General features: G+C 68.5%; 19 protein-coding genes. 15 read left to right on the forward strand and 4 right to left on the reverse strand.

From position 1 onward, the window contains the following. The 4 genes from JMJ56_RS02245 to JMJ56_RS02260 all read left to right on the forward strand — a co-directional run bounded on the left by JMJ56_RS02245 (position 1) and on the right by JMJ56_RS02260 (position 5,723). Positions 1-825, forward strand: coding sequence for an FAD binding domain-containing protein (locus tag JMJ56_RS02245; RefSeq protein WP_202829973.1), 825 nt, complete (start codon positions 1-3; stop codon positions 823-825). Next, a complete protein-coding gene (locus JMJ56_RS02250; RefSeq protein WP_202829974.1) occupies positions 822-3,533 on the forward strand; it encodes a molybdopterin-dependent oxidoreductase in 2,712 nt (903 codons plus the stop codon). Before JMJ56_RS02245 ends, JMJ56_RS02250 begins: the two co-directional genes overlap by 4 nt. 5 nt (positions 3,534-3,538) lie before the next feature. Then, the gene (locus tag JMJ56_RS02255; RefSeq protein WP_202829975.1) at positions 3,539-4,471 is read left to right on the forward strand and encodes an antibiotic biosynthesis monooxygenase; all 933 of its coding nucleotides are present in this window, start codon (positions 3,539-3,541) and stop codon (positions 4,469-4,471) included. Between the two features lie 133 nt (positions 4,472-4,604). Continuing rightward, positions 4,605-5,723, forward strand: a complete 1,119-nt coding sequence (locus tag JMJ56_RS02260) for a helix-turn-helix transcriptional regulator (protein ID WP_202829976.1) — start codon at positions 4,605-4,607, stop codon at positions 5,721-5,723. On the opposite strand, the gene JMJ56_RS02265 is transcribed toward JMJ56_RS02260, so the two are convergent. Beyond that, entirely contained in the window at positions 5,707-6,489 is a 783-nt protein-coding gene (locus tag JMJ56_RS02265) for a dienelactone hydrolase family protein (RefSeq protein WP_202829977.1), read from the reverse strand. The genes JMJ56_RS02260 and JMJ56_RS02265 overlap by 17 nt on opposite strands. A 147-nt stretch (positions 6,490-6,636) precedes the next feature. Here JMJ56_RS02265 and JMJ56_RS02270 point away from each other — a divergent pair, with 147 nt between their 5' ends. From JMJ56_RS02270 to JMJ56_RS02285, 4 genes are all read left to right on the forward strand, one after another. After that, positions 6,637-7,620: a hypothetical protein gene (locus tag JMJ56_RS02270; RefSeq protein ID WP_202829978.1), complete on the forward strand. Its 984-nt coding sequence runs from the start codon at positions 6,637-6,639 to the stop codon at positions 7,618-7,620. Positions 7,621-7,767: 147 nt separating this feature from the next. Further along, positions 7,768-8,550, forward strand: a complete 783-nt coding sequence (locus JMJ56_RS02275; protein ID WP_202829979.1) for a class II aldolase/adducin family protein — start codon at positions 7,768-7,770, stop codon at positions 8,548-8,550. A gap of 113 nt (positions 8,551-8,663) precedes the next feature. After that, entirely contained in the window at positions 8,664-9,050 is a 387-nt protein-coding gene (locus JMJ56_RS02280; protein ID WP_202829980.1) for a hypothetical protein, read from the forward strand. A 46-nt stretch (positions 9,051-9,096) separates the two neighbouring features. Then, entirely contained in the window at positions 9,097-10,275 is a 1,179-nt protein-coding gene (locus JMJ56_RS02285) for an amidohydrolase (RefSeq protein ID WP_202829981.1), read from the forward strand. A gap of 39 nt (positions 10,276-10,314) precedes the next feature. On the opposite strand, the gene JMJ56_RS02290 is transcribed toward JMJ56_RS02285, so the two are convergent. Both JMJ56_RS02290 and JMJ56_RS02295 read right to left on the reverse strand, forming a co-directional pair. Then, the gene (locus tag JMJ56_RS02290) at positions 10,315-11,370 is read right to left on the reverse strand and encodes a GTP pyrophosphokinase (RefSeq protein ID WP_236037383.1); all 1,056 of its coding nucleotides are present in this window, start codon (positions 11,368-11,370) and stop codon (positions 10,315-10,317) included. A 335-nt stretch (positions 11,371-11,705) separates the two neighbouring features. Further along, complete coding sequence (locus JMJ56_RS02295; protein WP_202829983.1) at positions 11,706-12,101, reverse strand: hypothetical protein; 396 nt, start codon at positions 12,099-12,101, stop codon at positions 11,706-11,708. A gap of 326 nt (positions 12,102-12,427) precedes the next feature. Between JMJ56_RS02295 and JMJ56_RS02300 the strand changes: the two genes are divergently transcribed. Genes JMJ56_RS02300 through JMJ56_RS02320 form a run of 5 tightly spaced genes read left to right on the forward strand, consistent with a single transcriptional unit; the run spans position 12,428 to position 19,131 of the window. After that, positions 12,428-13,498 carry a TRAP transporter substrate-binding protein gene (locus tag JMJ56_RS02300; protein WP_202829984.1) on the forward strand — a complete coding sequence of 357 codons (1,071 nt, stop codon included), beginning with the start codon at positions 12,428-12,430 and terminating at the stop codon, positions 13,496-13,498. Then, positions 13,495-14,079 carry a TRAP transporter small permease subunit gene (locus tag JMJ56_RS02305; RefSeq protein ID WP_202829985.1) on the forward strand — a complete coding sequence of 195 codons (585 nt, stop codon included), beginning with the start codon at positions 13,495-13,497 and terminating at the stop codon, positions 14,077-14,079. Before JMJ56_RS02300 ends, JMJ56_RS02305 begins: the two co-directional genes overlap by 4 nt. Continuing rightward, complete coding sequence (locus JMJ56_RS02310; protein ID WP_202829986.1) at positions 14,076-15,440, forward strand: TRAP transporter large permease; 1,365 nt, start codon at positions 14,076-14,078, stop codon at positions 15,438-15,440. The genes JMJ56_RS02305 and JMJ56_RS02310 overlap by 4 nt, the downstream gene beginning before the upstream one ends. Then, the gene (locus JMJ56_RS02315) at positions 15,437-17,476 is read left to right on the forward strand and encodes a hydantoinase/oxoprolinase family protein (protein ID WP_202829987.1); all 2,040 of its coding nucleotides are present in this window, start codon (positions 15,437-15,439) and stop codon (positions 17,474-17,476) included. Before JMJ56_RS02310 ends, JMJ56_RS02315 begins: the two co-directional genes overlap by 4 nt. Beyond that, positions 17,476-19,131, forward strand: a complete 1,656-nt coding sequence (locus tag JMJ56_RS02320; protein ID WP_202829988.1) for a hydantoinase B/oxoprolinase family protein — start codon at positions 17,476-17,478, stop codon at positions 19,129-19,131. Before JMJ56_RS02315 ends, JMJ56_RS02320 begins: the two co-directional genes overlap by 1 nt. On the opposite strand, the gene JMJ56_RS02325 is transcribed toward JMJ56_RS02320, so the two are convergent. Then, positions 19,109-19,567 (reverse strand): hypothetical protein, encoded by a 459-nt coding sequence (locus tag JMJ56_RS02325; protein WP_202829989.1) that lies wholly within the window; start codon positions 19,565-19,567, stop codon positions 19,109-19,111. The genes JMJ56_RS02320 and JMJ56_RS02325 overlap by 23 nt on opposite strands. Before the next feature lie 56 nt (positions 19,568-19,623). Here JMJ56_RS02325 and JMJ56_RS02330 point away from each other — a divergent pair, with 56 nt between their 5' ends. Next, positions 19,624-20,583 carry a 3-hydroxyacyl-CoA dehydrogenase family protein gene (locus tag JMJ56_RS02330; protein ID WP_202829990.1) on the forward strand — a complete coding sequence of 320 codons (960 nt, stop codon included), beginning with the start codon at positions 19,624-19,626 and terminating at the stop codon, positions 20,581-20,583. Beyond that, a complete protein-coding gene (locus JMJ56_RS02335; protein ID WP_202829991.1) occupies positions 20,580-21,347 on the forward strand; it encodes an SDR family NAD(P)-dependent oxidoreductase in 768 nt (255 codons plus the stop codon). Before JMJ56_RS02330 ends, JMJ56_RS02335 begins: the two co-directional genes overlap by 4 nt. Positions 21,348-21,361: the final 14 nt, after the last annotated feature.

Genomic DNA, 21,361 nt, shown 5'->3' on the forward strand with positions numbered 1-21,361 from the left:
ATGGACCTGCACAGCATCACGCAGGTGAGGCGGCCATCCTCGCCTGCGGAGGTCGTCGGCTGGCCCAAGGGGCATGCCTGGCTCGGCGGCGGCACCTGGCTGTTCTCCGAGCCGCAGCCCGGGCTCGACACGCTGGTCGATCTCGATGGCTTCGGCTGGCCGGCACTGACGGTGGCGGAAGCGGGGTTGGAGATCGCCGCGACCTGCCCGATCATCGCCCTCGACCGCTTCGTCCCACCGGCGGAGTGGCCGGCAGGGCCCTTGCTGCGCGCCTGCTGCCGTTCGCTCCTGGCCTCCTTCAAGGTGATGAACACGGCGACCGTCGGCGGCAACATCTGCATGTCGCTGCCGGCCGGCGCTCTGATCGCGCTGACGGTGGCACTCGAGGCCCGTTACACGCTCTGGTCCCGCGACGGCGCCGCGCGCAGCGTCGATGCCGCGGAGTTCGTCACGGGCGACCACCGCAACATCCTCCAGCCGGGCGAGCTGCTGCGCGGCATTGGGATTCCTGCCGCGTCGCTGTCCAAGCGCTATGCGATGCGGCGGATGACGCTGACCCATCTCGGCCGTTCCGCCGCTTTGCTGATCGGCACACAGGCGCCGGGCCGGCGCAACCTGACGCTTACCATCACCGCGTCGACGCCGCGCCCGGTGCGGCTGCACTTCGCGGCCATGCCCGATGCCCGGACACTCGCCGGGGCCATTCGCGCCCGCGTGCCGGACGATGGCTTCTTCGACGACGTCAACGGCACTCCTGCCTACAAGCGGCACCTCACCTATCAATTCGCCGAGCAGATTCGAGCGGAACTGGACGCGGGCGCATGAGCTGCACGATAGACGGCAAGCCCGTCGCCGCCACGCCCCGGCCGGGCCAGTGCCTGCGCACCTTCATCCGCGACCAGGGCGTCTTCGGCGTGAAGAAGGGCTGCGACGCCGGCGATTGCGGCGCCTGCACCGTCTGGCTCGACGGCATCCCGGTGCATTCCTGCCTGGTGCCGGCCTTCCGGGCCGAAGGGCGCGCCGTCACCACCATCCAGGGCCTCGCCCCGGCCGAGGGCGGGCTGCACCCGATGCAGCAGGCCTTCCATGATGCCCAGGCCTTCCAGTGCGGCTTCTGCACCGCCGGCATGATCATGACCGCCGCCGCACTCGATGAGGAGCAGCGCGCGGACCTGCCGCGAGCGCTCAAGGGCAATCTCTGCCGCTGCACCGGCTACCGCTCCATCCAGGACGCACTCGGCGGCGTCGGCGCGGTGCAGCCCGATGTGGCCGATGAGGCGGGCGGCGCCTGCCTCGCCAATCCCTTCAGCACCGGCATCGTCACCGGCCATGCCTGCTACACCATGGATGTGGCGCCGGAGGGCGCCCTGGACGGGATGCTGCACCTGAAGGTGCTCCGCTCCCCGCACGCCCATGCGCGCATCACCGGCATCGACCGCGGCGCGGCCCTCGCAGTCCCGGGCGTGGTCGAGGTCTTCACCTGGGAGGACGTGCCGCGGCGGCTGTTCAGCACCGCGACGCATGAGGACCATCTCGTCGACCCGGACGACACCTATATCCTCGACGATGTCGTGCGCTTCGTCGGCCAGCGCGTCGCCGCCGTCGTCGCCGGCACCGAGGCCGCCGCCGAGGCGGGCTGCCGCGCGCTGCACGTCGAGTACGAGGTGCTGCCGGCGGTCTTCGACCCGGAGGCGGCGATGCAGCCCGGCGCGCCGCTGCTGCACCGGAAGGGCGGCGAGGGAAGCGGCAACATCTATGCCGACATCTCCGGCGAGGTCGGCAGCATCGCCGATGGCTTCGCCGAAGCCGACATCCTGCATGAGCGGACCTATTCCACGTCCCGCGTGCAGCATGCGCATCTCGAGACGCATGGCTCCATCGCCTGGCGCGATGCGGAGGGACGCATCCATGTACGCACCAGCACCCAGGCGCCCTTCATCACCCAGCAGAAGCTCGTCCACCTCTTCGGCCTCAGGGCGCGGGACGTGCATGTCTTCACCGGGCGCGTCGGCGGCGGCTTCGGCGGCAAGCAGGAGATGATCACCGAGGATCTGGTGGTGCTCGCCGTGCTGAAGACCGGACGGCCGGTGAAGCTGGAATTCACCCGCCCCGACCAGTTCGACGCAGCGACCACGCGCCACCAGATGACCACGCGGGTGAAGCTCGGCGCCAGGCGCGACGGCCGGTTGACCGCGATCGAGATTCGCGTCGTCTCGAACACCGGCGCCTATGGGGGCCATGCAAGCGAGACCCTCGCCGCCGCGCTCGCCAGCCCGATGAGCCTCTACCGCTGCGCCAACAAGAAGGCCGACGGCTTCGCGGTCTATACCAACATCGTCCCGGCCGGTGGCTTCCGCGGCTATGGCGCCTCGCAATCCACCTTCGCCATCGAATGCGCGATGGACGAGCTGTCGCAGATGCTGGGCATCGATCCCTTCGCCCTGCGGCGGCTGAACATGATCGGGCCGAAGGACTGGATCGAGAGCGTCTGGAAGGATGTCTCCGATGTCGGCTTCGGCAGCTACGGCCTTGACCAGTGCCTCGACCTGGTGGAGCGCCGGCTGGCGGACGGCTCCGGCCTGCCGGCCCCGGAAGGGGAGGAATGGGCGGTCGGCGCCGGCTTCGCCATGGCGATGCTCGAATGCGGCCCGCCGACCGAACACCGTTCGGGGGCGGAGATGGCGCTGCTGCCCGATGGCCGCTTCCACTTGGCGATCGGCTCGACCGAGATGGGCAACGGCTCCGTCACCGCGCACGGGCAGATCGCCGCCGCCCGGCTTTCGGCGCGGCTGGCCGATATCGTGCTGATCAATGCCGATACCGACCTCACACCCTATGACACCGGCACCTTCGCCAGCACGGGAACGGTGGTGGCCGGCCAGGCGGTGAACCTTGCGGCCGAGGCGCTGCGGGCGAATATCCTCGGCTTCGCCGCGGACCATACCGGCACGGCCGCGGCCGAGTGGTCGCTGGAGCTGGGCGCCGTGCGCCGGGGCGACCGGCGCATCCCGCTCGATGCGCTGCATGCGGCGGGTACTGGGGAGGGTCATCGGTTCCAGGCGAAGCGGAAGGCCTATCTCTCGCCGCGTACCGTCGCCTTCAACGTCCAGGGCATCCGCCTCGCGGTGCATCGCGTGACCGGCGAGATCCGCATCCTGCTGAGCGTGCACGCGGCCGATATCGGCCGGCCGATCAACCCGATGCAGTGCCGCGGCCAGATCGACGGTGCGGTCGCCATGGGGCTCGGCTGGGCGCTGACCGAGCACATGGTCCACTCGGCCGACGGGCGCGTCGTGAATGCCGCCTTCCGCAACTACCACATCCCCGCCTTCGCCGACCTGCCGCGCACCGAGGTGCTCTTCGCCGACACCTATGACAGCATCGGGCCGCTCGGCGCCAAGTCGCAGGGGGAATGCGCCATCAACCCGGTCGCGCCCGCCGTGGCCAATGCGCTGGCCGATGCCGTCGGCACGCGCTTCACCGACCTGCCCTTCACGCCGGACCGCATCTTCACCGGCCTCGGCATGGCGTGACGGCCATGACTGGGACGACCATCGTCACCCAGACCACGCCGCTGGCCGACCGTGCGGCGGAGTTCGGCGAGTGGCAGAGGCGGATGAGCGAGGCCGTCGCCGAGGCGCCCGGCTTCCTGCGCCAGGCAGTGATCCCGCCGCATCCGCCCACCCAGGTCGACTGGGTCATCCTGCAGCACTTCGCTGACCGGGACGCCGCCATCGCCTGGCTGCGCTCGCCGCTCCGCGCTGCGCGTCTGGCCGAGGCCCAGCCTCTCATCGAGGGGCGGGACGACGTGCATCTCGTCGCCGGCGAGGTGCGCGGGGAGCCGCCTGCGCCGGTCTCGCTCGTGGTCTCGACGCGCCTGAAGCCGGGCCAGGAGGCAGCCTTCCATGCCTGGGAGAGACGGATGGCCGCGGCGCAGGCCCGGGCGCCGGGCTTCCAGGGGTACCGGCTGGAGCCGCCGATCCCCGGCTTCCAGGAAGATTGGCTGGCCATCGTCACCTTCGCCACGGACAACGATCTGAGGGCCTGGACACACTCGCCGGAGCGGGCACGGCTGCTGGCCGAGGTGGATGGCTTCACCCAGCACTTCCACACCCGCACCGCCCGGACGGGCTTCCAGCATTGGTTCGATGTCGGCGTCGCCGCTGCGGGGCCGGTTCCGGCCTGGAAGCAGAACATGCTCGTCCTGCTGCTGCTCTATCCGGTCGTCTTCCTGTTCGGCAGCTTCGTGCAGGCGCCCTGGCTGATGGACCGGCTGGGCCTGTCCTTCCCGGTCGCGCTCTTCCTCGGCAACCTTGCCAGCGTGTTGCTGCTCAACTTGCTGGTGCCGCGGGCAAGCAGGGGCTTCGCCTGGTGGCTCGGCGCCTCGCGGCGGCCGGTCACCCTCATCGGTGCCGGGCTGCTGCTGGCGCTCTACGGCGCGATGATCCTTGCCTTCACGCGGCTGTTCTGAGGCCGCAGCGACGGGCGGCAGCCACGCCGCTTTCCACAAGTCGTGATGATGCGTATCGAAACGGTTTCATCGCTTGTGATGAATATTGCAGGCCGTTTCAGGCAGGCTTTCCGTCCGCGGACAGGAGGCGGCAATGCGGCAGATCGGTTTCGACGACGTGCTGCTGGCAATGTATGGCGCGGTGCAGGACCCCGGCCGCTGGTCCGAAGCCCTGACCCTAGCCGCCAGCCATCTCGGTGCCACCGGTGGCCTCCTCACCAGGCATACCCATGCCGGGGGCGGCGGCTTCATCATGGTCGGCAGGCTCGATCCCGAGCTGACCGGCCTCTGTATCGAGCGCCATGCCGACAAAGGTCATGCAAGGGGCATCCAGTGGCGATCGGGGGGCGACCCGGTGATGGCCAGCTCGCCCTCGCCCCATGGCGAGGCCGGGCGCAGCGCCCTTTACGCCGAGATTCTGCTGCCGCAGGGCATCGAGGATCACCTGATGCTGAATTACGGGCCCTGGGATGTTGGCAATGGCAGTGGGGGCTTGGCCTTTTGCCTCGACGCCCGGGCCGCGGATGCGCCGGGCGAGGCGCTGCGGCGTTTCACCCGGCTGGCGCCGCATTTCCGCCAGGCGCTTGACGTTGCCGGTGCCCTCCAGGCCAGCCGCGCGGCCGAGCGGGGCCTCGCTGCGGCGCTCGAAGCCATGCCGCTTGCCGTGATGCTCCTTGATACCGGCGGACGGCTCCGCCATGCCAACCTGGCCGGCGACGCGTTGTTGCGGCTGTCCGATGGCCTTCGCCTGCTGCCGGAACAGGGAGGGCCCGGCCGCCTTGCCGCCACGCTGCCGGGCGAGGCGCGGCGACTGCACCAGTTGATCGGCCGGGCGGTAGCGGCCGGGCTCGGCGGGCGGATGCGGATCAGCCGTCCCTCGGGAGAGGCCGGCTGGCCGCTGCTGGTGACGCCCCTGCCGATGGCGACGGAAGCGGTGGGCCACCCCGTCGTCGCCGTCTTGGCCGGTGGCCCCGGCACGCCGCCGGAGGCCGAAGTGCTGCGGGCTGCCTTCGACCTTACCCAGGCCGAGGCGCGGGTGCTGCGCTGCATTGCAACCGGCGCCGGCGTGCCGGGGACGGCCGCTGCCCTCGGATTGTCCGCCGAGACGGTGCGAAGCCACCTCACCCGCTGCTTCGACGCCACCGGTGCGCGCAGCCAGGCGGCGCTTGCCGCCCTAGTCGCCCGGCTACCCGGCGTCAGCGGACCCGGCTGAAGGCCTCGAGCAGGAACTCCGTCAGCGCCGCCTCGGCCGCCGCGGCCACCGCCACGTCGGAGCGGATCGGCGTGGAGCCAGTGGCGGTCCAGCGCCGCATCGCGCCGGACATCAGGTGGTCCCAGCCATAGGTCGCGCCCGCCATGCGCTTCACCAGGGCACCGAGCCCGGCGCAGGCCTCCTCCGCCTCCTCCGCCCCGGGCACCAGCAGCAGGGCAGGAGCCTCGGGCGGCTCCTCCTGCTCGGCGGCGAGGGCGGTGCAGCCCGGATAGAAAGCGGCATGGGCTGCGAATCCGGGCCGCCCATCGCCGAGCGCGGCATGGATCGCTGCCCGCCCTCCCGGCCCGAGGCCTATGACGGCGATGCGGCGCGGGTCTATCCGGTCATCCGTCTGCAGCGCCTCATGCAGGGCTCGCAGCAGGCGGCCGAGGCGGGGAGGGGTTGGTGGTGGCGGCACCGCAGCACCGTCGAGCGAGAGCGGCTCCGGATCGACCTCGATGCCGATCCAGCCGCGCGCCAGCACCGCATCGGCGAGGCGCGCGGTACGGCCGTCGAGCCCGGCCTCGTCCGGCAGGATGACGACGGCAGGCAGCGCCCGCCCCGGCTGCGGCGTCACCAGCATCATCGCTACATGCTGGCTCCGCCCCTGCGGCGGGGCCAGCAGCATGTCGAAGCTGTCGGTCATGGGCTGTGCCGCCGCGCGGCCGGGCGCGGACAGCGCGGCCGCCAGCAGGGCAGGCGCGGCGAGGCGGGCGAGATGGCGCATGGGGGTCCCTCCGAACTGCGCCGCCATGCAAGCGCCGGGATGACCCACGCAGCCTCCCCCGAACAGGGGAGGCGGAATTCGCATCCGCGTGAGGCGCCGGGCCTACGCCACTGTCCCCGCGCTTGCGCCTCGGCTAGGAGTCCCGCCATGCGCCTCTCTCTCCTGCCCCTGCTCCTGCTGTTCGCCGCCCCCGCTCCCGCTGCGGGCGAGCCGCTGCGCTTCGCCGCCTTCGGCGACATGCCCTACTGCAACCGCGGCACCCCCTGCGAGGCCGAGGTCACGCGCGTCGAGCAGCTGACGGAGGCGATCAACGCCGCGCGCCCGGCCTTCAGCATCTTCCTCGGCGACACCAAGGCGGGCGGCGAGGCGTGCTCGGATGCGATCATCCTCGACCGCACCGCCGCCTGGTTCAACCGCATTCGCGGCGCGCTGGTCTATACGCCGGGCGACAATGAGTGGACCGATTGCTGGCAACCGCGCGCCGGCGGCTTCGACCCGGCCGAGCGGCTGGCGCTGCTGCGCGCCCGCTTCTTCAGCGCGCCGGTGAGCCTTGGCCAGGCGCCGATGCCACTGCGCCGCCAATCCGATCTCGACCCTGCCTTCCGCGTCTATCCCGAGAATGTCCGGTGGCAGCGGGACGGCATCACCTTTCTCACCCTGCATGTGCCGGGCTCCGACAACAACCGCCCGCAGGATGGCAGGCCGGGCACGCCGCCCGGCGCCGCTCGCGAATACCCGGCGCGCAATGCCGCGAACCTCGCCTGGCTGCGGCAGGGTTTCGCCGCCGCCAGCAGCGCCGGCAGCCGCGCCATCGTCGTCGCCATGCAGGCCGACATGTATTACCGCGACCGCTGCGGCCGCGGTACCGTCGCCGGGCATGTGGATACGCGCAACGCCCTCGCCGCCGCAGCCCGCGACTTCGGCCGCCCGGTGCTGCTGCTGCATGGCGACAGCCATTTCTGGCTGCGCGACAAGCCGGTACCGGAGGCGCCGAACCTCACCCGCGTCATGGTCCCCGGCGATGGCGACACGCGGGCCGTGGTGGTGACGATCGACCTGGAGGCCGCTGAGCCTTACCGGTTCGAGCTGATCGGCTTGGCCGACCGCCCCGCCCCGCCCGGCTGCAGCTGAGGCGTAACCTCCGTCCGCGGCGCTGCTGATGGGCGTCGCCTGGATGGCCGGGTGCCGGCGCCGGCAGGCGGAAGCGGCGGCGCGCTGAACGCTTGCCCTCTCGCGGGATAGGCCTACCATCGTCCTTTCCCGCCGAAGGAGCCGACCATGCCGCTGGAATCCCTCCCCGCCGAGGACCTCTCGCTCGCCGACCAGCGCTGGCAGGCGCGTGTCGACCTCGCCGCCGCGCATCGCCTGGCGGTTATGCACGGTTTCAACGAGGGCATCTTCAACCACCTCACCCTGCGTGTGCCCGGCACGGATGACCGCTACTACCAGATCCCCTTCGGTCTCCACTGGTCCGAGGTGACGGCGAGCTGCTTCATGGAGATCGCCTATGACGGCACGCGCCTTTCGGGCGAGGGCGAGATCGAGCGCTCCGCCTACTGCATCCATGCGCCCATGCACCGGCTGCTGCCGAATGCCGCCGCCGTCTTCCACACCCACATGCCCTTCGCCAGCGCCCTCTCGCGCCTCGAAGACCCGAGCATCCTGCCGATCGGCCAGACCGAACTCGGCACCATGCTGAACACCGCCTACGACCTCACCTATACCGGCCTCGCCTATGACCCGGCCGAGGGCGAGCGCCTGGCCGGCGTCGTTGGCGACAAGTCGATCCTCATCATGGCCAGCCACGGCGTCGCCACCGTCGGCCGCACCGTCGCCGAGGCCTATGACCGGCTCTACTACATCGAGCGCGTGGCGCAGGTGCAGCTCTATGCCATGTGGACGGGCAAGCCGCTCCGCCACCTGCCGCAGCCGGTCATCGACGGCACCATCGCCGCCTTCCGCGACAACTCGACCAAGTATGGCGGGCGATCGAATGCAGATTGGCACTTCTCGGCCCTGAAGCGGATCCTCGACCGCCGCGAGCCCGACTACAAGGAATGACCCTTGGGTGACCGAAGCTTCAGCGCCGTCACGCAGCCGTGCTATTCGTCGCGGCGCTGAAATCCCCAGGTTCCAGAGGCGGCGGACAACGCCGCCGAGCAAGGCATCCGCCCATGCAGCCCAACAAGCCACACTCCTATCTCGACGCCTTCATCGCCAGCCTGGTGCCGCGCCAGACGGCGCTCGACCACATGAAGGACCCGCCGGCCCCGAACGTGCTGCCCCTGCCGCCCGGGTCGCCCGAGGCGGAGCATGTGCGCGACCTGCTGCTCGGCGCCGACCATGACCTGCGCGACGACCACGCCAAGGCCGGCGCTGTCAACCTGTCCCTGGCCGAGGCGCATCTCCGCCGGCTGGTCGCCGAGAAGGGGCTGACCCCGCCGCTGGAGGCCGCGACCAGCGGCGTCCGCGCCGCGCAGAAGGAGCTGGCTGCCGGCCACACCTCCCGCGCCCTGTCGGCGCTGGCCGACGCCGTCCGGGCCGTCACCTCCGGGCGCTGAACCGCGGCCCTTGCCGGGCGGGCGGCTTTCGCCTCCCATGCCTGGCATGGATCCCGTTGACACCCTCCTGACCGAAACCCGCCTGCCCGACGGCCGCACCGGCATGGCCGTCGCCTGTGCCGGCGGCCGCATCGCCGCCATCCTGCCGCCCGGCGCTCCGCTGCCCCCGGCGGCGGCGTCGCACGCGCTCGGCGGCCAGCTCCTGCTTCCCGGCCTGACCGACGGGCACCTCCACCTCGACAAGACGCTGATGGGCCTGCCCTGGATGCCGCATGCCGCCGGCCCCACGCGCGCCAGCCGCATCGAGACCGACCAGCGGGTGATGCCCCACCTGCCGCTGCCCCCGGTCGAGCGCGCCAGCAACCTCATCCGCCGCTGCGTCGCCCAGGGCACGGCGCTGATCCGGACCCACGCCGACATCACCCCGACCTTCGGCCTCTCCATGCTGGAGGGGATCCTGGAGGCCAAGGCCCGCCATGCCGGCGAGGTCCGCATCCAGACCGTCGCCTTCCCCCAGGCGGGGGTGGTGACGGCGCCGGGGACGGAAGCGTTGCTCGACGCCGCCCTCCGCGCCGGCGCCGACCTGCTCGGCGGCCTAGACCCCTGCGAGGTGGACCGCGACCCCAAGGGCCAGCTCGACATCCTCTTCCGCCTGGCGGAGCGGCATGGCGTCGGCCTCGACATCCACCTGCACGAGGCGGGCGAGCTCGGCCTCTTCTCCCTCGCCGAGATCGCGGCGCGGACCCGGGCGCATGGCATGCAGGGGCGCGTCACGATCAGCCACGGCTTCTGCCTCGGGGCGCTCGCCGAGAGCCGGCTGGAGGCGGCGGCGGCGATGATGGCCGAGGCCGGGATGGCGCTGGTGAGCCACGGCGCCGGCGGCGCCCCGCTGCCGCCGCTGTTGCGGCTGCGCGCGGCGGGGGTGCGCGTCTTCTGCGGCAACGACAACCTGCGCGACCTCTGGAGCCCCTATGGTACCGGCGACATGCTGGAGCGCGCCGCCATCATCGGCTGGCGGCTGGATGCGCGGACGGATGCGGCGCTGGCCGAGGTCTTCGACATGGTGAGCGCGGCCGGGGCGGCGGTGATGGGGGAGGAGGCGCCGGCCCTGGCGGTGGGGGCGCCGGCGCATCTGTTTTCGATCGCGGCGGAGACGGTGGGGGAGGCGATTGGGGCGCATCCGGCGCGGGGGGTAGTGGTGTTTGGTGGAAGAATTTTCTTTTAAATGTTCGCCAATTTCTCAAAATTCTAACTTTAGAAAACTTTACTCTTTTCCTTGTTCGGACTCAAAGTATTTTTTTATCGCTATGTTGGTCGGATTTGAACTTTGTACTGATCTAAGATATTTTGCTCGTTCCTTTTTTGGCATCCGAGAAATAATTAAAATCCGAATCGGGCTGAAAACTCCAAAATGACGAATTGTTTTGCCGGCAAGATTTTTGATTCCAACGAGTGCGTCAAAATCTCTGTCTTGCAAAGATTTGAAAGAAGTTTCGAGTTGCTTTAATGTTGAAATGCCACACCTCAGCAGAAATATTATCAAGTAGTCCCAAGGACCTGGACTTTCGAAGGAACCAAAAGATATCTCTAAGCCCCGCTTTTCACATTCCTTGAGAATGTTTTTAAACGACTCTGATTTCTCTATGAATTCCTTGAGTGAATCCTTGTTGATGGCGATTTCTAAATGGCCCGCTTCAACGTCCAGTGCATAATTTTTGCGAAGGTCCGACGTAATTCTTAAAAGGTCAGAAAATGTGTCGTCTGCTGCTTCGAGAAGTGCGCTAACACGATATAGTTTTCGACGAATTTCGATCGGAGCTTCAATTTCACTTTTGTACCTGAGTTTCCAATCGAGAGATGCCCAGGCGTGCTGCAAAACCGTTCGTACTTGAATTTCCGCTTTGAGCCTTGATAAGTTCTGAAACTCGAAAAGTTTTGAACGCTCCTCTGAGATTGAAACGACGAGATGAATTGATTGATAACCAAATCGATCAACGTCATGCGTTATAGATTTATCAACCGAATTGTTCTCATCAACAATAAAGTTACTCCGAATTGCGCATATCATTTTGTGGCAATCGGCAATGCTATAAGTAACAATCCTCAGACCGCATAAATCAGTAATATCTTCAACACAATTATATTTGCCTACCTTATCTGGGCGCGCAATTTTCTCAGAAAAACTTTCTATTTCCTTTACGCGGCTTTCGATAGGCAATAACGATATATTATTATGAAGTGCTAAATTTGTCAGAAGTGGCTTCAAGGCTTGCTCAAGCTTCTCATAGCGGCTTCTGGCAGCCCTGAAGTCGTCAACCAACATTTGTTTCCGCCATTGAACTATATTAACTAGAAAATTTACCAGGATATGACGCTTGGATGCAAGGGCCTTGCAGTCTTTTAAAAAACTATGAGATGTTGAATTTTAGGTTCGGGTTTGGCTTCATCCATTCGGACTGAGTGAAACGGCTGCTCAGACTCAACGCCAACCTCTTCATTGCCGCCTTCTAGAAAATCCGCAAATCCGACCAGGGCGACTTCGCCTCCTGGCGGATCTCGACGATGCCCAAGGGCATGCTCTTCTTCAACCTGACCATAGGCAGCGGGCCGAAAGGGCAATCGGCCGTCGGCCCTTGGTAGTCCGCGGTGAAGCTCTTAAAAGGGGACGGTGGGAGCGTCCTTGGCCGCCACCAGCAGGCTAGGCTGAATGGCATCGATATGAGCTCCATGGTCCGGTTCATGTTGGTGGTGCGGATCGACTGGAACGACCTCGATAAAGACGTCTAGATCGCGTTGCTGGACGATCCCGGTGGCGTCTGCGGCACTGACATATCGCAGGCCAAATGGAGCGAGCTCAACTCCGATCGGAAAGACATCCGCGAGTGCAATGTGAAGGAGCGGGAGGTCGCGGGCGGCGCGGTGACGGTCCACGTTCCCGGCGGGCTGGAAGGTTACCAGTTCCTCATCCCGAACCTGCCGGACAAGGAGATCAAGCGCTCCTCTGTCATCGCCGCCCACGACATAACCGCATTCGGCAGGTCCCTCGGCCACGTATCAACTCGGGCCGCTGCCGGACAGGAAAATAATCTTGCCATCCCGCTGCCGCGCGGCCTACCTTCGGGCTGCCAACAGCCGGATCGCGCCTTGCCCCCTCCGCCCGGAATTCCACCCTCGAGAGGTCCGGCACCCCCGCCTCCGCATTTGTCCGAAAGCTGCATCAATGGCTTAGCCGCCGACGCCGCCTCTGCCCAAGCCCTGCGCCCCACCTGCCCAGCCCGCAGGCAAAGCCCGCCTCGCACCCCGCTTTCCCGCCCGTCGCCCCGGTAGACAGCGCAGGCGCCCATGCCATGCTCCGCCCGCAACGGAGAGGCTCCCGCATGAGACTGGCCTGGATCGCGGCACTGGCCGCCCTGTCGCTCACCCGCCCGGCCCTGGCCCAGGTCCCCGCCAGCCTGCCCGCCGGCCCGAAGGTCTCGGTCGTCGCCGTCACCCAGCCGCTGCCGACCCAGCCGCAATACACCCGCGTCGACATCCCCGTGCTGCGGGAGGAGGTCGCCCAGCGCAGCGGCGGCCGCATCGAGGTCCAGCTCTCCACCCATGCCGAGCGCAACCTCTCGGGCACGGAGCTGGTGCGCCTCGTCCGCTCCGGCCAGGCGGATATCGGCGCCAGCACGCTCTCCACCCTCTCGGGCGACGTGCCGATCCTCGACATGGTGGACCTCGCCGGCCTCGCCCCCGAGATCGGCGCGGCGAAGCGCATCGCCGAGGCCATGCTGCCCGTCGTCAACCGCGACCTGGAGCGCTTCGGCGCCCGGCTGATGGTGATCTATCCCTTCCCCGCGCAGGTGGTCTTCTGCCGCACGCCCTTCGCCAGCCTCGCAGACCTGCGCGGGCGGAAGGTGCGGACCTTCGGCAACTCGCTGGTCGACCTCGTCACCGCCCTCGGCGCCCAGCCGGTCTCGATCGGCTTCCCCGAGGTCTACTCGGCTTTGGAGCGTGGCGTGGTCGACTGCGCCATCACCGGCAGCGGCAGCGGCGTCGCCGCCCGCTGGCCGGAGGTGACGACGCATATCTCGAACCTCCCCGTCGCCTGGGCGCTGGCCGGCTACATGGTGAACATCGCCTGGTGGAACAGGCTGGATCCGCAGGTGCGCGCCTTCATGGAGGGCGCTCTCCGCGAAATCAGCAACCGCCAGTGGGAGCTCGGCGCCGCCGCGACGCGGGACGGCATCGACTGCGCCATCGGCAAGGCCGATGCCTGCCGCATCCACAGCCTCGCCGCCCGCCCGATGACCGAGGTGCCCGCCACCGAAGCCGACCGCACCGCCCTGCGCGAGATCCTGGAGAAGACCGTGCTCCCCGGCTTCGTCCGTCGCTGCGGCGCCCGCTGCGGCGAGGTCTACAACCAGACCATCGCCCCCATCGCCGGCATCCGGTTCGGCGGGTGAGGGGGCTGCGACGGGGCGTCGCCAGGCTGGCGGCGGGGATGGCCTATGTCGCGGGCTGGAATTACCTGGCCTGCGCACTTTTCATCACCTTCGACATCCTGGGGCGAAGCTTTCTCGGCATTTCCTCCTCCGCGACGGTGGAGGTGACGGGCTACATGCTCGCCGGCGGCATCGCCTGGGCGCTGGCGCATACGCTGGCGCAGCGGGCGCATATCCGCGTCGATGTCTGGGTGAACCGCCTGCCGCTGCGGCTGCGGGCCGTGCTGCACCTTCTGTCGCTGCTGCTGCTTGGGGCCTTCGCCGCCTTCTGCGCCTGGGCCGCCTGGTCACTGGTGGATGAGAGCATCCTGTTCGACGCGCATGACAACAGCGCGCTGCGCGTGCCGCTGGTGCTGCCGCAGGGCATCTGGGCCTTCGGCATCTTCGCCTTCTGCGCCATGATCGTGGTGCTCGCGTTGGATGGCGCGCTTGCCCTGCTGAACGGCCGCCCCGAAGAACTGGACCGCCTGCTCGGCTCGCGGACCATCGACGACGAGGCGGCCGAGGCGCTTGAGGCGGTCGAGATGGCGCGAAAGCCATGATCGCGGTCGCCCTGATGCTGGTGTTGCTCGGCGTCGCCGTCTTCGCCGCGGCGACGGGCGGGCAGGCGGTGCCGGTGGTGGAGATTCTGGCGCTCACCGGCGCCTTCCTGGTCTTCTTCGGCGCCGGCGTCTATGTCGCGGCGGTGCTCGGCCTGCTCGGCGTGCTGATCGGCCTCGCCTTCTCCGACCGGCCGTGGTGGGCCTTCGCCGGGCAGACGCTCTGGGGCCCGTCCTCGAATTTCGTGCTGGTGGCGGTGCCGCTCTTCCTGCTGATGGGGGAGATATTGCTGCGCGCCGGCCTGTCGGACCGGCTCTACCGCGCCCTCAACGTGTGGCTGAACCGGCTGCCCGGCGGGTTGCTGCACACCAACATTGTCTCCTGCGCCGTTTTCTCGGCGATCTCCGGCTCCTCCGTGGCGACGGCGGCGACGATGGGTTCGGTCGCGCTGCCCTATTTCAACAACTCGGCCTACAGCCAACGGATGGTGCTCGGCTCGCTCGCGGCGGGCGGGGCGCTCGGCAACCTGATCCCGCCGGGCATCACCTTCATCATCTACGGCCTCATCACCGAGACCTCGGTCGGCGCCCTCTACATCGCGGCGCTATTGCCGAGCATCCTGGTGACGGGCCTCTTCATCCTGGTCATCACCGTCCATGGGCTGCGGCACCCACTGCCCAAGCCGGCGCCACTGCCGCTCGCGCAGAAGCTGCGCGCCCTCGTCGACCTGGTGCCGACGCTGCTGCTGATGCTCCTGGTGCTCGGCTCGATCTATGCCGGCTACGCGACGCCGACCGAGGCCGCGGCGCTCGGCGTCGTCGGCGCCGCGGTCTTCGCCGCGATTGAGGGCAAGCTCTCCCTCCGTCTGCTGAACGCCAGCGCCGAGGCGACGGCGCGCAACACCGCTTTGCTCGGCCTCATCATCTTCGGCGCCTACCTGCTGAACTACCTGCTGACGACCATCAACGTGCCGCAGGCCCTCGCCGGCTTCATTGGCGGCCTGCCGCTGCCGCCCTGGGCGATCATGGCGGCGATCCTGGCGCTCTACCTGGCGCTCGGCACCTTCATGGAGGGCTTCTCCATGATCATCACCACCGTGCCCGTGATCTTCCCCGTAGTGCAGGCCCTCGGCTACGATCCCATCTGGTTTGGGGTGATTGTGACCATGCTGGTGGAGATCGCGCAGATCAGCCCGCCGGACGGCACGGTGATGTATGTGTTGCAGGGGATGCGGCCGCGGCCCGGGCCCATCACCGATGTCTTCGCGGGCGTCATGCCCTTCCTCGGGGCCTATCTTCTGGCGGTGGTACTGATGATGATCTGGCCCGATATCGCGCTGTGGTTGCCGCGGGTGATGGGATGAGCGAGAAGCCCGTCCGCATCGCCGTCGATATCGGCGGCACCTTCACCGATCTGCAGATCCTCGATGCCCGTGACGGCAACGTCCGCGCCTGGAAGACGCCGACCACGCCGGAGGACCCGTCCACCGGCCTGCTGCGCGGCGTGACCGAGGCGGCGGCGCGCTTCGGCTTCGCCCTGCCTGAGGTCGGGCTGCTGCTGCACGGCACCACCATTGCGACCAATGCAGTGCTGGAGCGCAAACTCGCCCGCGGCGTGCTGCTGACGACGGCGGGCTTCGAGGACGTACTGGAAATCACCCGCCATGTCCGGCGGGAACTCTACAAGCTCGATCTCGATTCCTTTCCCTGCCTGATCGAGCGCGACCGCCGCCTCGGCGTGCCGGAGCGGATGCGCGCCGACGGCAGCGCGGAGGTCGCGCTGGACGAGGCTGCGCTGCCCGCCCTCATCACCCGGCTGGACGAACTGGGTACCGAAGCGGTGGCGGTGTGCCTGCTCCACAGCTACGTCAATCCGGCGCATGAACAGCGGCTGAAGGCGCTGATCACCGCGGCGCGGCCTGCCTTGCCCGTCTCGCTTTCGAGCGAGATCAGCCCGGAGATCCGCGAATATGAGCGCAGCAGCACCACCGTGCTGAACGCGCTGCTGATGCCGGTGGTGAAGGCTTATCTCGACCGGCTCGAGGCACGGCTGGGGGAAGGGGGGTTCCAGCCGCTCGTCTTCCTCGTGCAGAGCAACGGCGGCGTGTGCAGCCTGCGTCAGGCGGCGGAGCAGCCGGCGCGGCTGCTGCTGTCCGGCCCTTCCGGCGGTGCGCTGGCGGCCGGCCGTATCGCGGAGCTGCTGCATCGGCCGAACCTCGTCGCCGTCGACATGGGCGGCACCAGCTACGACGTCTCCGTCGTGCAGGGCGGCCGCGTCTCCGTTGTGACCCAGGGTGAGATCGACCGGCTGCCTGTGCGCCTGCCGATGGTCGAGATGCGGACCATCGGCGCCGGCGGCGGTTCCATCGCCAGCGTCGACAGCGGCGGGCGGCTGACGGTCGGCCCGCGCAGCGCCGGCTCCCGCCCCGGCCCCGTCGCCTATGGCCGCGGCGGGACGGAGCCGACGGTGACGGATGCCAACCTCGCCCTCGGACGGCTAGATCCAGACTATTTCCTTGGCGGCATGATGAAGCTCGACATGCCGGCGACACGCACGGCGATCGAAGCGCGGATCGGCGCGCCGCTCGGCCTGTCCGTCGAGCAGGCGGCGCAGGGGATGCTGACGGTCACCAATGCCAATCTAGGCGCGGCGGTGCGGCTCTCCCTCTTCGAAAAGGGGCTCGACCCGCGCGACTTCGCGCTGCTCAGCTTCGGGGGCGCCGGCGGGCTGCATGCGACGGACGTGGCCGCCGAGATGGGCATCCGCGAGGTGATCTTCCCGCGTGAGCCCGGAACCCTCTCTGCCTATGGCATCCTCTACAGCGATCTCGTGCAGGATATCGCCCGTTCCCGCGTGGTGCCTGCGACGCCGGCGAGCCTGCCGGCCATGGCCGAGGTCATCGCTTCCCTCCGCACCGAGGCGGAAGCCGGCCTCGCCCGCGATGGCGTGCCGCCGGAGCAGCGCGAGATCGTCATCGCCGCCGACATGCGATACCACGGTCAGGCCTTCGAACTGTTGGTTCCCTGGCCGGAGATACCGGACCTTCCTGCGTTGCTCGCCCGCTTCCACGCGATGCATCGCCAGCGCTTCAGCTATGCCGATGAGCAGGAAGCGGCCGAGGTCGTCACCCTCCGCGCCATCGCCACAGGCCGCCTGCCGAAGCCGGATGCAGCGGAGCCTGATCCGGCGGAGCGGCCCTCGCTGAAGGGCCAACGCCGCATCTTTGCTGATGGCGCATGGCGCGACTTGCCGATCTGGGACCGCGAAGCGCTGAAGCCCGGCGAGCGCATCACCGGTCCCGCCATCGTGGAAGAAGCGTTCGCCACCCATTGGATCGGCTCCGGCTGGACGGCCACGCTCGGCGCGGCCGGCGCCCTCATCGCCCGGAGTGATGCGTGATGCCCCAAGCACCCCTGGGTCCCATTGAGATCGAGGTCATCCGCAACGCACTGACCGCTGCCGCCGCCGAGATGGACGTCACAGTCTGGCGCACCTCGCGCAGCACCATCGTGCGCGAGCTGCTCGACTACTCGACCGCCGTCTTCGATGCGGAGGGCAACAACCTCGCCCAGTCCGCCCGCATCCCAAGCCACCTCAACAGCATGTCGCATTTCCTGCGGGAGATCCTCGACCGCTACGTCGATTCGGCGAGCTGGGGGCCGGACGATGTCGTCATCTCCAACGACCCGTATTGCGGCGGCCAGCACCTGCCCGATATCTGTGCCTTCAAGCCGGTCTTCCACGAGGGCCGACGCATCGCCTTCGTCGGAACGCTCTGCCACCACATCGATGTCGGTGGGCTGGTGGCCGGCAGTTACGCGGCGAAGGCAATCGAGATCTTCCAGGAAGGCCTCCGCATCCCGCCGCTGAAGCTGATCGAGAACGGCCGCCGCAACGAAGGCGTCTGGGCGATGATCCGGCAGAACATCCGCAAGCCCGACCTGCTGCTGGGCGACCTGCAGAGCCAGATCGCCTCGCTCGAAGTGGGCGCCGCCGCGCTCCGCCGTCTCGCCAGTCGCTACGGCGCCGAGGGCATGATCGAGGCCGGGCGTCGCATCCTCGACATGAGCGAGCAGGCGATGCGCGCCGCAATATCGCGCATGCCGGATGGCACCTACGAGTTCACCGATTGGCTCGACGATGACGGCATCGACCTCGACAAGCCGATCAGGCTGCATGTCGCGCTGACCATCGCGGGCGATGCCATCTCGGTCGACCTCTCCGGCTGCTCGCCCCAGGTGCAGGGGCCGACCAATGCGACGCTCGCCAGCAGCAACGCGGCGGTGATGTTCGCCGTCATGTGCGCTTGCGACGAGCCCTTCGCCGCCAATGCCGGCTGCTATCGGCCCGTGACGACCATCGCGCCGGAGGGCTCGGTCGTGAATGCGCGCGCCCCGGCGCCGGTCGTGCATCGGATCGCCGTCACCCACCGGCTGCTGAACGCCATGTTCGGCGCGCTGCACCAGGCGGTGCCGGACCGCATTCCGGCGGCCTATTACGGCAATTCCTATGTCTGCACCTTCCAAACCGTCGCGGCGGACGAGAAGCGCGAGGTGCTGGTCGAAATCGAGATCGGCGGCACCGGCGCGCATCCGAAGAAGGACGGCGTCAACGCCCTCTCGGCCGGGATGCACAACAACAGCAACATCCCGATCGAGATGATCGAGGCGCAGGCGCCGCTCACCATAACCCGCTACGTGCTGCTACCGGACTCCGGCGGCGCGGGCGAGCATCGCGGCGGGCTCGGCCTGCTGCGGGAATGGCGCATCGACAGCCCGCGCTGCTTCTTCACCGCCAACATGGACCGTTTCGTTCATGCTCCCTACGGCCTCGCCGGCGGGACGCCGGCCAGCACCGGCAAGCTGGTACTGACGCGCGACGGCGCGGAGAGCCTGATGCCGCCGAAATCGGACAACGTGCCCTTGCAGCGCGGCGACCGCATCCGCCTCGAGACCTCGGGTGGCGGCGGCTTCGGCGATCCGGCGCGCCGTGCACCCGAGGCCGCAGCGCGCGACTTGGCGCTGGGCTACGTCACGCCAGCAGCCGTCGGGTGAAGCGGCGCGAGCTGCGGAACATCGGCCGCACCCGCTCCGTCCAGGGCGTGGAGCGCGCCACGATCCATTCTGGCGTCTGGTTCACCTCCGGCCGCTCGAAGCGATAGGCCGCGAGGAGGTTCGGCGCCCCTGCATCCAGCCGCCGGTAGCGCGTGCCGCCGATGCAGCCGGGGCAACTCGTCAGCATCGGTAGGTGCTCCCGCTCGTACCAGTCGAAGATCGCCGGCAGGTCGGCCTCGGCGATGTCGAGCTCGACCGTGTAGAGGAAGGGCGCCGGCCGCGACACGTCGCCGAGCGAAGCGACGAAGGCATAGGGGATGCCGCCCGTTGCCCCCACGGGTGGTGCCTCCAGCCAGTGCCAAATATCCGCCTCGTTCTCGAGGTCCTGGTAGCGCAGCCCGGCGCCCTGTCCCTGTTGGATCAGCAGATCGGCCATTCTGTTTCCTCCGCTCTGACGGCAGTATCGGCCCGAATACGGCAAGGAGGAAAGCCATGGCACGGGTCGCGGTCATCGGGGCGGGGACGATGGGGCATGCGCTGGCGCTGGTCTTCGCGCTCGGTGGGCATCAGGTGCGCCTCACCGACAGCAGCGAGGCGACGCTCGCCCGCGCACAGGGGCTGATGGAGAAGGCGCTGGCCACGCTGGTCGAGGGTGGCGAGGCGCTGGCGGACTGGACCACGGCGCATCTCGCCCAGGCCGTGACGCGGCATGCCGACCTCGCGGCGGCAGTGGATGGCGCTGAGCTGATCGTCGAGGCGATCATCGAGACGCCGGAGGCCAAGCGCGCGCTCTTCGCCCAGCTGGACGCCCTGGCGCCGGCCGAGGCGGTGATCGCCAGCAACACCAGCCATCTCGACGTTTTTCCTCTGATCCCGGAGGCGCGGCAGGCGCGGGCGCTGATTGCCCATTGGTACACGCCGCCCTATCTGGTCGACCTCGTCGACGTCATCCCCGGCCCGCATTGCGAGCCCACCGTCGTCGAAGGCGTCATGGGGATGCTGCGCGGCATGGGCAAGCAGCCGCTCGGCCTGAAGAAATTCGTCCCCGGCTACGTCGCCAACCACATCCAGGCGGCGATCGGCCTCGAGGTGCAGCACCTGCTGGACGAGGGCGTGGCGACGGCGCCCGAGATCGATGCGGCCATCATCCACGGCTTGGCGCTGCGCCTGCCGGTGCTCGGCGTCTTCGCCAAGGCGGATTTCACGGGGCTTGCCCTGTCCCAGGCGATCCTCGCCAACAAGAGCTACGCGCCGCCGCCGGTGCGTGGGCGGAGCGACACGCTCGACCGGCTGGTCGCCGAGGGCCGCACCGGCGTGCTCGCCGGCGCCGGCTATTACGACTGGCCGAGCGATCCGGCGGCGCTGTTCGAGGCGCGCGACCGGCGCCTCATCGCGCTCAAGCAGGCGATGCGGGAGATCGGCACCATGGCTGGGCTGGAGCGGGGCACATGATCTGCTACGACCTCGCCGGCCGCACGGCGCTCGTCACCGGCGCCGCCTCCGGCATCGGCTTTGCACTGGTCACGCAGCTCGCCCGCAACGGTGCGCGGGTCGCGCTCAACCACCTGGCGGATGATCCGCGCGGCGCGGAGCAGGTCGCGCGCCTCCAAGCGGAAGGCTTCGATGTCATAGCCGCGCCCGGCAATGTCGGCGATGCGGCCGACGGGCCGCGCATGGTGGAGCAGGCCATCGCCGAACTCGGTCGGCTCGACTTCCTCGCCAACAATGCCGGCACGCCCGGCAGCCGCACCAGCATCGCCAGCCACGAGCTGGACCGCATCACGGAGGAGCTGTGGCAGACCTTGGTGCAGGTGAACCTCGTCGGCGTCTTCCGCTGCACCAAGGCGGCCGCCCCGGCGCTGAAGGCCGCCGGCGGCGCGGTGGTGAACACCGCCTCCATCGCCGGGCTGAACTCGCCCGGCTCCTCCATGGCCTATGGCGCGACCAAGGCGGGCGTCATCAGCCTGACCAAGAACCTTGCTCGCGCCCTCGCGCCCGAGGTCCGGGTGAATGCGGTGGCGCCCGGCGCGGTGGACAGCACCTGGATGATCGAGTGGACCAATGAGCAGCGCAGCGGCAGCATCGACAAGGCCCTGCTGAAGCGCCGCTGCTCGCCGGACGACCTTGCCGAGGTGATGCTCTTCCTCCTTGCCGGCGCCGCCATGGTGACGGGGCAGACGGTGGTGGTGGATGGCGGGTTGACACTCGGTGACTGAAGTGTGGCCGGGGC

Source organism: Belnapia arida (genome assembly GCF_016773205.1).
GTDB classification, from domain to species: domain Bacteria; phylum Pseudomonadota; class Alphaproteobacteria; order Acetobacterales; family Acetobacteraceae; genus Belnapia; species Belnapia arida.